This window comes from Providencia sp. PROV003 (assembly GCF_045040775.1).
In the GTDB taxonomy this organism is placed as follows: Bacteria; Pseudomonadota; Gammaproteobacteria; order Enterobacterales; family Enterobacteriaceae; genus Providencia; species Providencia huashanensis.
This window is the reverse complement of the sequence record NZ_CP096369.1, coordinates 2,877,861-2,889,116: the sequence shown is the minus strand read 5'-3', so window position 1 is coordinate 2,889,116 and position 11,256 is coordinate 2,877,861. Positions and strand designations below refer to the sequence as shown.

The 11,256-nt window shown below is 39.6% G+C and carries 10 protein-coding genes; 5 read left to right on the top strand and 5 right to left on the bottom strand.

The window, feature by feature from the left end:
- Positions 1–74 precede the first annotated feature (74 nt).
- From M1F14_RS13200 to maeB, 3 genes are all read right to left on the bottom strand, one after another.
- On the bottom strand, positions 75–869 hold the full coding sequence (locus M1F14_RS13200) for an energy transducer TonB (RefSeq protein WP_181469337.1): 795 nt from the start codon (positions 867–869) through the stop codon (positions 75–77).
- 128 nt (positions 870–997) lie between these two features.
- Positions 998–1,870 carry a ChaN family lipoprotein gene (locus M1F14_RS13195; protein WP_181468513.1) on the bottom strand — a complete coding sequence of 291 codons (873 nt, stop codon included), beginning with the start codon at positions 1,868–1,870 and terminating at the stop codon, positions 998–1,000.
- A 128-nt stretch (positions 1,871–1,998) separates the two neighbouring features.
- Positions 1,999–4,278 carry an NADP-dependent oxaloacetate-decarboxylating malate dehydrogenase gene (gene maeB / locus M1F14_RS13190; RefSeq protein WP_181468514.1) on the bottom strand — a complete coding sequence of 760 codons (2,280 nt, stop codon included), beginning with the start codon at positions 4,276–4,278 and terminating at the stop codon, positions 1,999–2,001.
- A 615-nt stretch (positions 4,279–4,893) separates the two neighbouring features.
- On the opposite strand from maeB, the gene M1F14_RS13185 reads away from it, so the two are divergent.
- The 4 genes from M1F14_RS13185 (at position 4,894) to M1F14_RS13170 (ending at position 7,881) form a co-directional block, all read left to right on the top strand.
- Positions 4,894–5,514, top strand: coding sequence for a LuxR C-terminal-related transcriptional regulator (locus M1F14_RS13185; RefSeq protein ID WP_042843561.1), 621 nt, complete (start codon positions 4,894–4,896; stop codon positions 5,512–5,514).
- A gap of 168 nt (positions 5,515–5,682) precedes the next feature.
- Positions 5,683–6,057, top strand: a complete 375-nt coding sequence (locus tag M1F14_RS13180) for an ArsC family reductase (protein WP_042843560.1) — start codon at positions 5,683–5,685, stop codon at positions 6,055–6,057.
- A gap of 13 nt (positions 6,058–6,070) precedes the next feature.
- Positions 6,071–7,201, top strand: coding sequence for a succinyl-diaminopimelate desuccinylase (gene dapE, locus M1F14_RS13175; protein WP_042844316.1), 1,131 nt, complete (start codon positions 6,071–6,073; stop codon positions 7,199–7,201).
- Positions 7,202–7,212: 11 nt separating this feature from the next.
- Complete coding sequence (locus M1F14_RS13170; protein WP_042844315.1) at positions 7,213–7,881, top strand: M15 family metallopeptidase; 669 nt, start codon at positions 7,213–7,215, stop codon at positions 7,879–7,881.
- 57 nt (positions 7,882–7,938) lie between these two features.
- Here M1F14_RS13170 and M1F14_RS13165 read toward each other — a convergent pair whose 3' ends face one another.
- On the bottom strand, positions 7,939–8,331 hold the full coding sequence (locus M1F14_RS13165; RefSeq protein ID WP_094301207.1) for a DUF454 family protein: 393 nt from the start codon (positions 8,329–8,331) through the stop codon (positions 7,939–7,941).
- 729 nt (positions 8,332–9,060) lie between these two features.
- Between M1F14_RS13165 and M1F14_RS13160 the strand changes: the two genes are divergently transcribed.
- Positions 9,061–9,252: a YpfN family protein gene (locus M1F14_RS13160; protein WP_042843559.1), complete on the top strand. Its 192-nt coding sequence runs from the start codon at positions 9,061–9,063 to the stop codon at positions 9,250–9,252.
- On the opposite strand, the gene M1F14_RS13155 is transcribed toward M1F14_RS13160, so the two are convergent.
- Positions 9,233–11,254, bottom strand: a complete 2,022-nt coding sequence (locus M1F14_RS13155; RefSeq protein WP_181468515.1) for a tRNA(Met) cytidine acetyltransferase TmcA — start codon at positions 11,252–11,254, stop codon at positions 9,233–9,235. The genes M1F14_RS13160 and M1F14_RS13155 overlap by 20 nt on opposite strands.
- Positions 11,255–11,256 lie beyond the last annotated feature (2 nt).

The window sequence follows — 11,256 nt, the reverse complement described above, 5'->3', positions numbered from 1 at the left end:
ACAATGAGACAAAATTTAACGGCTTGAGAGAAGCCTGACAATAGATTTAAATGTGTTAGCATTTCTTACCCTGATTAATCATTGATGATATTAAAATCAATAGGTAACTTCACCGTTACCTTTCCATTAACTAACATATCAATTGGTGGTGGTGGCAATGGTTCAGCTCTCAAAAGGACACGTTGTGCTTCTCTATCTAATGATTGCGTCCCGGAGTTTTTAATTAATACACTGTCTAATACATAACCTTGTGCATCAACCTCAAATTTTATGATAGGACGCCCTATTCTATTACGCCTTTTCGCATCATCAGGGTAGCGCTTAAACTTGTTCAACTGCCCCAGTACCATTGCTTCCCATTGACGTTTGCTATCACCCGCTTGAGAACTGCTATCAACTTGTGCAGCAACGCGCTGTGTTTGTTGTTTAGCCACCGCCTCACTAGTCACCGGGGCAGAACTCGCTTTTGAATTATCGCTTTCAATTTCACTTATTCGTTTGTTACTAATTTCCTTATGTGCTTTTTTGACCTCTGGTTGTGTTTTCTTTTTTTTAATTTTCGCCACTAATAATTCAGCATCTTCATTAACTGGAACAACCGGTTCAAGAAACTCATCGTCAGGAGTTAGCTTTGCTTCGCTTGCTATCGAGAGTTCTTGTGTTTTCCCAATATTAGTTTCAGTTAATTGTTTTGCTTCTGACTCAAAAGAGAGTTCCATTACCACTGAAGGTGATGGTAAGTAATCATCCCATTTATCTTCTATAGTACGAATAAAGAAACCAATAACCATTATGTGTAAAAGAACCGCTAATACAACTGAGCTACTGGTTTTTGTTGCTTGTTCATAACCTAAAGTCATCGCCACCATTTTCATCTTTCTTATCATAAAAAAAGTATGTAAATGATAATCAATAACAAATGTAAATGAAAAGTATTTATTGCTTTTAATGTTAAATCATTCGCATAATTAATGAATATTACTTATCTTATGCGAAATTAATTATTCTTTGGCGTATACCAAACATAATCAGCATGTAAGTTTTCAATTTGATTACCCTCTTCGGAGATAATCAAAACTTTAAATTCTATTTCAGGAGCTAAATCTTGTAAGTGTAAAGGAACCCCGATTGCACGGGTTGCGTGGTACCCACCGGCATACAGCAACGCAGGTTTTGGCGCATTGATTAACGCTTGTGCCATTGCCCGATCACGCATCTGCTGAATAACAGTCATTTTTTCTACTTGTTCAACGGTAAGTTCCCCACCATGTGAGCTTTTAATCGTTTTCCGAATTGTATCTTGTACTACTGACTGCGTTGAATACTGGCCTTTTAGTACAGGTGGATTAGCATAAGCCTCTGTAATAACCTGTTTATCTAAATTAGCGCTCAACAAAGGATATGGCTGACTAAGTAAATGCCTTACCAGATTACCGTATAAGCCCCAAGGCCAGCCAGTATTCCACTTAATAGCCGCCTGTAGCTTTTCATCACGTATATAAAGGTTACTTTGCATCTGAGCTTGCACCTTGGTGATATTGTTTTGCTGTGAAGGCGTAATCATTTCAAGTAACACAGAGCCTTGAGGGCGAAGCTGTTGCATTTCCTGAGCAACCCACTGCTCTATTTGGTGATGATACAGATTGTCATGCTTTTCCCCCACAACCACATGAGTGGATTGTGCGAGTTGCTGGATAAGTTGTTGAGGCGTAATTGGTTTTCCGGTAGACAAATCAACCAATTGATTTGGCCCAGTAAGCTGATTATCTAGTTGTACTATGGACGGTGTAACTTTTTGCACACAACCGCTAATAATGAATAACCCGACGATAAAAATGGATACTTTTGATATTAATCTAATTGAAATCATTATACTTTCCGTATGCTGTAGTCTACACTACAAAATACAGATAATGAGAATCATTTTCAATTAAAAAAGACTTCTATTTTATAAAAACAGAAGTCTTTACAGATAATGTTAAGTTATTAACACAAAACCTATAGCGGGTTAGTTTGTGCTTCTACAACGGCTAATGCCACCATATTCACAATGCGACGTACTGAAGCAATTGGCGTTAAAATATGCACAGGCTTCGCTACTCCCATCAATACTGGCCCTACAGTAACACCATCAGAGCTAGTCACTCGCAGTAAATTATAACTAATACGAGCTGCTTCCATATTAGGCATAATCAATAAGTTAGCTGAACCTTTTAATGGGCTATCAGGCATCACATCTTTGCGAATTGATTCGATTAAGGCCGCATCGGCATGCATTTCACCGTCAATTTCAAGGTGCGGATCACGTGCTTTAACCATCGCAAGTGTATCGCGCATTTTTTGTGCTGATGCGCAATCCGAAGAACCAAAACTAGAACGAGAAAGCAGAGCAACTTTTGGTTCAATACCAAAGCGACGTACGGTATCTGCCGCCATTAAAGTAATTTCTGTTAGCTCTTCAGGTGTAGGGTCTTCATTAACGTAAGTATCGGCGATAAACGTGTTACCGGTTGGTAGTAGCAAGGCATTCATCGCACCTGCGGTATGAACACCTTCACGGAAACCAAATAGTTCTTTGACGACTTCGTAATGTTCACCATAACTTCCGACAGTACCGCAAATCATCCCATCCGCTTCGCCACGCAATACCATGATCCCACCAATTAAGGTTGGGTTATTGATTACAGCACGACGTGCCATTTCTTGTGAGACGCCTCGGCGTTTCATAATCTGGTAGTATTCTTGCCAGTACTCTTTATACCGTGGGTCATTTTCATTGTTTACTACTTCAAAATCTTTACCTAGTTCAATATGTAGGCCAAGCTTTTGAATGCGCATTTCAATCACACTAGGACGCCCAACTAAAACAGGGAACGCTAAACCTAATGAAACTAATTCTTGAGTCGCATGCAATACGCGCTCTTCTTCCCCTTCCGCCAAAACAATGCGTTTTTTCTCTGTTTTCGCTTGAGAGAAAATAGGCTTCATAAACAAGTTTGTTTTATAGACAAACTGATTTAATTTTTCGATATACACATCAAAGTCTTCGATTGGTCGTGTTGCAACGCCTGAATCCATAGCGGCTTTTGCAACAGCAGGAGCAATCTTAACAATTAAGCGTGGGTCAAATGGTTTAGGAATAATATATTCAGGGCCAAAAAATAAGTCCTGATTACCATACGCAGAGGCCACTTCTTCACTTTGTTCTGCCAAAGCCAAATCTGCAATGGCATACACACAAGCTAGTTTCATTTCTTCGTTAATGGTTGTCGCACCCACATCCAGTGCACCACGGAAAATGAATGGGAAGCATAAAACGTTATTAACTTGGTTAGGATAATCAGAACGACCTGTACAGATAATGGCGTCAGGACGAACCTCTTTGGCTAACGGTGGAAGAATTTCAGGCTCTGGGTTGGCAAGCGCCAATATGAGTGGGTCTTTTGCCATGGTTTTCACCATTTCAGGCGTTAAAAGACGAGGACCAGAACAACCTAGGAAAATATCGGCATTTGGTATCGCATCAGCTAAAGTACGCTGGCCGTTATCTTCAATCGCATAGGCCGCTTTAGTGACATCCATTTTTTCGTCACGCCCCATATAAATAACACCTTTTGAGTCACAAACTGTGATATTTTCACGTTTTAAGCCTAATGCGACTAATAAATTCATACAAGCGATTGATGCGGCTCCCGCGCCTGAAACTACTAGACGGACGTCACCAATCTCTTTTTTTACAATGCGTAATCCATTGATAACCGCAGCAGTACAGATAATCGCTGTCCCGTGTTGGTCATCGTGGAATACGGGTATTTTCATGCGTTCACGCAGTTTTTGTTCAATATAAAAGCATTCTGGCGCTTTGATATCTTCCAAATTAATACCACCAAAAGTTGGCTCAAGCGAAGCAATGATATCAACCAGTTTGTCTGGGTCTGTTTCATCAACTTCAATATCAAAGACATCAACGCCAGAAAACTTTTTAAATAGTACGCCTTTCCCTTCCATGACAGGTTTACCTGCCAAAGCACCAATATTACCTAACCCAAGAACTGCCGTACCGTTGGACACAACGCCAACAAGGTTACCTTTAGCAGTATAACGATAAGCTTTAAGTGGGTTTTCAGCAATTTCAAGGCATGGAACAGCAACGCCGGGGGAATAAGCTAATGCAAGATCGCGCTGGGTTGTTAATGGTTTAGTTGGAGTAACAGTAATTTTCCCAGGATGTGGAAACTCATGAAAATCAAGAGCACTTTGTTTTAATTTATCATCCATCGTCAAGTCCTTTCAAAATTGGTAAGGTAAGAGCGCTAACAGTATAAACACATCTCACTAGCAAATCATGATCATGCTGGCAATTTCCAGAAAAATCTTTCGGTTACGATGATATTATCAGCAATATGTCTGCAGATACCTTACCTGCGCTATCGTTTTATCCATTCAAAGTCCCTCTGCCTCTACCAATAATAAAAGTGATAACAGCAACATGTTTAAGATATTAATCTATTTCTCACAGACTAAGATATTTATTAATTTTATATAAATCATATATCATTATGTACTCCTTCAATTTAAAAAACATGCAAATTAAATTGTGAAAATATTATTTTCACTTTCATGATTATTTTTTTATCATTATCATATTAAAATATTAGATATTATTTACACCAATTTAATGTATTATCAAAATTTGTGATTATTATTTTTATATCGTGTTCTCATAACATATTTCAGTAACTTATTTCAGCAATGCAGGCAATATATAACAACCTAATACATAGTGACAAAACACTATTATATATATTAATTATATATTAAATAAATTATTTAACAGCCCACTCTCTATATGGAAAATATGATATTCCTTAAGACATGACAAAGGAACCGACTATGTCTAATTATTCAGTAATGATTATTGATGAACACCCGATCATACACTTCGGATTACGTCAACTTATAAATACCGATGATTACTTTACTATAATTGCTGAATGTTGCTGCTGTAACGACGCTTTGAATGTCGCAACACAGTTACACCCTAACCTAATAATAATTGATACTAATATTCGAGGGAATAAAACGTTTGAGACCATACGCTCACTTCGTAAGCATTGTATAAATAGTTATATATTAGTGTTATCTGCATCTACTATTAAGACTGATGTGTATAATGCTATCGATTCCGGTGCTCAAGGTTATTTATTAAAAAACAGTGATCTAGATATGCTATTTTATAGTATGAAAAAAGCATCAGAAGGCCAGCATGTGTTTAGTGAAAAAATATATCAACTGCTTATTACACGGCATCAATCTACTGACCCTTTATCAACACTAACTCGACGCGAATGTGAAATCATTCACAAAATGGCACTAGGCTTAAAAAATAGGGAAATAGCTAAATTGTTTTTTATTTCAGAGGAAACGGTGAAAGTTCACATACGCAATATTCTTAAGAAGCTACGTGTCCGCTCACGACTTGAAGCAAGCTTAATATATATGCGCTCAAAATAAATCTATATAATTTAATATTAACGCTCAGTTTAATTCATTTAATATTTATGAAATAAACTATATGCAAGCAAATAATAACCTTGATATCTATTTACCATTTTGGGGTAGATCCTCAATGCATTTTCCCGCATTATATAAGGTATATCGCTATTTTTTGAGGACCATTGTATGTCGAACACCCCTGCTGCTTCTCCTTATATTATGTACGGAATTAAAAATTGTGACACCATAAAAAAAGCTCGCCGATACTTAGAGGATAATGGGGTTGATTATCAGTTCCATGATTATCGGGTTGATGGAATTAGTGATGCATTACTTTCTACACTGATGGATAACATTGACTGGGAAATCCTCGTTAATAAGCGTGGTACTACATGGCGTAAATTGACTGATGATGAAAAAAATGCCGTTATCGACGCTAATAGCGCTAAAAAGGTATTACTTGCAGAGCCTGCGATGATCAAACGCCCTGTACTTGTTTCCGCTGATAACCGTTATCTAGTTGGGTTTAATGCGGATGAGTACCAAAACTTCATTAAATAATCAGGTGATTAAAATGGATTGTCCGGTTATTCAACTTGCCAAAGAACTTATTGCTCGCCCTTCAATCAGCCCTGATGACCAAGGCTGCCAAGCCTTACTTATTGAACGCCTAGACAAAATTGGCTTCATTATTGAGCCCATGCCCTTTGGGAATACATTAAATTTTTGGGCATTTCGTGGCGCAAAAGGCCCTACTTTAGCCTTCGCAGGTCACACTGATGTTGTCCCTGCAGGTAATAGTGCTCAGTGGCAAACACCACCATTTACACCTACGATTATAAATCAGCATCTTTATGGCCGTGGTGCTGCCGACATGAAGGGTTCAGTCGCAGCAATGGTCGTCGCTGCAGAGCGATTTGTTGAAAAACACCCCAACCATCAGGGTCGTTTAGCCTTTTTAATCACCTCAGATGAAGAGGCAGATGCGTTAGACGGTACTGTTAAAGTCGTTGAAACTTTAATGCAGCGCCAAGAACGCGTCGACTACTGTTTAGTCGGTGAGCCTTCTAGTCAAGCTCAATTAGGTGACATTGTTAAAAATGGTCGCAGAGGCTCAATCACAGCTAACCTCACTATCATCGGCGTACAAGGCCATGTCGCCTACCCACATTTAGCAACTAACCCAGTTCACCGCGCAAGTGCGTTTTTGCATGAGCTTACGACCACCACATGGGATACTGGTAATGATTTTTTCCCAGCAACGACGATGCAAATTGCTAACATTCATGCAGGGACAGGGGCAAGTAATGTGATCCCTGGAGAATTATCTGTCCAATTTAATTTCCGTTTTAGTACTGAGTTGACTGACACACAAATACGTGACAGGGTCACTGAAATGTTATCACGACATGGACTCGAGTATAAAATTGAATGGGTACTATCTGGGCAACCTTTTTTGACAGAAAAACGCGAATTAGTTACCGCTACATTACAAGCAATTCATGAATTAACGGGTCAAAACGCTGAACTTTCAACCAGTGGTGGTACGTCGGATGGCCGTTTTATCGCTCAAATGGGCACTCAAGTGATTGAACTAGGCCCACTAAATGCAACAATTCATAAAGTTGATGAATGCGTAAAAGTGGATGACCTACAACAATTAGCTTTAATCTATGAGAGGATCATGGAGTTGTTAATACTATGACCACCAATAATATGCTCACTATTGAAATGCTAACTGGCCGCTCAACAGACCATTTAGTTACGCTTGGCGGGTCACATCGCTTGCAATTTAATGCAACAAAAGCGTTTCTTGCAATGCAACAAACCGCGACTAAAGCGGGCTTTAAATTACAGTCAGCAAGTGCTTTTCGTGATTTTTCACGTCAACAACTTATTTGGAATGAAAAATTTACCGGCCTGCGCCCTGTTCTTGATACTCATAGTCAACCATTAGATATCAGCCAACTTTCTGAAGGGGAACTATGTGAAGCTATTCTGCATTGGTCCGCATTACCCGGAGCCAGTCGTCACCACTGGGGCACAGAGATTGATGTTTATGACCCTTTGCGTATCCCTACAGGGCAAACATTGCAGTTAGAACCATGGGAATATGAGGCTGGGGGCTACCTTGCAGAGCTAAATGATTGGCTTACTGAAAATATGTCAACATTCGATTTTTATCGCCCGTTCACAGCAATTGATGCTGGTGTCGCATACGAACCGTGGCATATTAGTTATTGGCCTTTAGCGCATGAAGCTGAGCAATTATTAACACCTGAAGTGATTAAACAAGTGTTACAGCAAGAAGAGATCTATGGTAAAAATTGGCTAATCAACAACTTAAATTATGTATTTGAGCGTTATATTCGCCTAGATGTATAAGACTAGCTAAGACATTTCCCCCTATTATATTGCGTTTCATAGATTGGAATTCCCCGTCTATGAAACCTTCTTATTTTTCCCTGAAATTTGTTCATCAACCACTGGAAGCCTATACATAAACATTAACAACCAACATAACAGTACCAATAAGCTTATTTTTAACCAAAGGTAACTAACAACCCAAATAGAAAATGAAAATGTTAATAAGATTAAAATAATAGCCTTAGGTTTAGCCCCCTTTGGTAACCCTTTATGTTTTTGCCAATGACGAATATAACTACCGAACCACGAACGATATAGCAACCAGTGATGGAAACGCGGTGATGAGCGAGAGAAGCACCAAGCAGCTAATAATAAAAAAGGGGTTGTTGGCAAAACGGGAAGCACCACACCAGCAAAAGCCAGTACAACAGCTAACCATCCAATGGTAATGAGGAACAATTTTTTCAAAACTCCTCCTCCTTTATAAAGAATAAGAAATAAGCAGATACTAAGGTAAAATACCTTACAAAATCTGTGGTAACTCATAGTAATATCAATGATATACTGTAATGGTAAATAGGCGTAATGAAAAGTCGATTTTGCCGATTGAAATGATTATGATCACCTTTATTTTAGCGTGCTGAAGGTATTGTCCGATTTTAACGGGTATAGCTATATTTTTATCATGCCGTTTAATTTCTAATAAAGGTGATAGGAAACTCGCCTAGTCACATACCCCCGTATGTAACTAGGGTGACTGAGCGAAATCAACGCACAGACAGCTCAAAGAATGACTGTTCCATACCCATTCTAAATTATTTGAGTTGTATGAAGGCGATAAGAGAAGGCATCCCTAGGAGCATACACCCGTATGTGACTAGGGTAACTGAGCGAAATCAACGCACAGACAGCTCAAAGAATGACTGTTCCATACCCATTCTAAATTATTTGAGCTGTATGAAGGCGATAAGAGAAGGCATCCCTAGGAGCATACACCCGTATGTGACTAGAGTAACTGAGCGAAATCAACGCACAGACAGCTCAAAGAATGACTGTTCCATACCCATTCTAAATTATTTGAGTTGTATGAAGGCGATAAGAGAAGGCATCCCTAGGAGCATACACCCGTATGTGACTAGGGTGACTGAGCGAAATCAACGCACAGACAGCTCAAAGAATGACGAATGGAAGGTGAATATGCAATGGCTAGCTGACTACTGGTGGATAATTTTACTCTTACTAGTCGGTATTATTTGGAACTCAGTAAAAGAAATGCTGAGACTTGACCCCAAAAAATACCTAGATGATAAACCTGAACTCCCTCCTCATAAAGATAATAACCACTTATGGGACGATGAGGATGACTGGCCTAATGACAAAAAGAAATAATCTTTTGTTTTATTTTGCTAAGCAAATCGGGTTGGTATTTTTTTACTTGTGTACCAACCTCTTTTCTCGCTAATTGTAGCCATTGTTTTTTCCCTGTTAATGCCATATCAGCGCAAATTTGAGTTATCGGCTCTAATGATTGCAAATGCCTACTTAACAAAGGTAGTTCATTTGAAGTTACAGTTAACAAACGCATAATGGCACTTTTACTTGCTGCTAGAGGGCGTTTAAACTCACTAAAACCGACTAGTTCTAACCAATCTTCATCCATTAACTGCTGTTGGTCACTTACTAGTAAATTAAACGCTGATAAATCCTCACGCCAGGCTACATCCCGCTGTAACAACAATTCACCTTGCTCACAAAATTGAGAGGCGCGGCTCGAAATCGGTAATATTGCCATCGCAGTAAAACACCCGCTACTCGCTTCTTTATGGTCCCCTATGCGAATTAACCGAAAACCTGCTTTTTGCCAAAATGCGAGTAAATCAGGGGTTAACCCAAAACTGACTGATAAAAAATCCAAACCCTGTTGTTTCGCAATAACCTGTTGCTTTTCTAATAATGTTAAACCAACTTGTTTTCTTCGATAATGGCTCTCAACGGCAATACGCATTACCCTACGTGATTTCCATTGAGCAACATTCGGAAAATAACTGTGTGCGGCTAATGACTGTACAACTAAATTCCCTCTAGGCCGGCGTAAACCAGCCCAAATTTGCCAGCCTAGCGCTTCAGTTAATTGCCCCTCATCTACCATCCATACAGCACCAATGAAAGTGCTTTCATGGCCGACAGCTTTTGCCGCCATAAAATGTTGTTGCTTTGCGTCCAATAAACGCCTTAAATCTAAAGGAGATGTTCGATAATGCGCACTCATCAATAAGCCATAAAAAGCGCTAAGTTGGGTATAGTTAGCCGCCAATTCCATTTGAGTTATCCCTAAATACTCAATGGCATCAACCTTATTTTTCTGACATTCTGGTTCTTGTAACAGGAGTGCTTGGTTAAGCCATAGCTCTAAAGGGTCATTTCGAGCAAAACGCATCGGCTCATCAAGCTGAAGTGCTGTGAAATTCTGCAAACTAGCACAAAATTTCAACATAAAACCACGCCCAGTTCCCTCATAACCATCAACGGTCGTCGTCAATAAAACTCGAGGAAAGTATTCTACTAATTCACGCAAAATATAGCTTGGGATGGCTGAAGCTTCATCAATAATTAACCAATCTGCAGTAATGTTTTTTTTCTGGCGACAAAACGACAAAAGATTATCTGGGGACCAAAACGTAATTGGCTTACCTGCCCGTTGTGTTAACACTTCTGTCGCCACTTTCGCTGGAGCACAACACCAGCACTCCCCAGGCCATTGTTGTATTAGCATCCCCGCAAGGGTCGATTTCCCCCGCCCTCTAGGTGCTATTACCCCCCAAATACCACCTTGAGCATGTAATAATTGGCTAATAATTTTTTGTTGTTGTTTAGTTGGTTGACCTGTTGCTGGCAACCATTTGGTTTTATTTTCCAACAATGAAAAACTGGAGGTATTCCCCTGCTGGTAAAATAATACGGTATCCGATAAGTGAATTGTGTGTTGTAAGTGCGAAACAAAATTAGGAGTGGGAATAATACCGTGTTGCTCATTCCAGCGTAGGCTATCCACATCTTCACTGGCTGCCCATTTCGACGGCTCTTTGGTACATAAAACCAACAGACTGCCAGCCTTCAATGCCCCAGACAATATTGCCAATGCTTCACTATGTAGGCCTTTACGCGCGTCAAAAATACCGTGTAAAAACTCCCGACCTAACAACAAGTGTGCATTTTCAGGTAGAACCGCCCTCGGTAAGCTAGAGGATAGCGTTAACCAATCCCCCTTTAGTGTTTCTTGTAAGTTTATCAGTTGTTGCTCGACCCAAGCATCGTCTCCTGAAAGGAGCAAAAGACGCCGCATGCCCAGAAAACGAAGCTGTTCTACAATGGGAGATAATAGTTCAACCATAG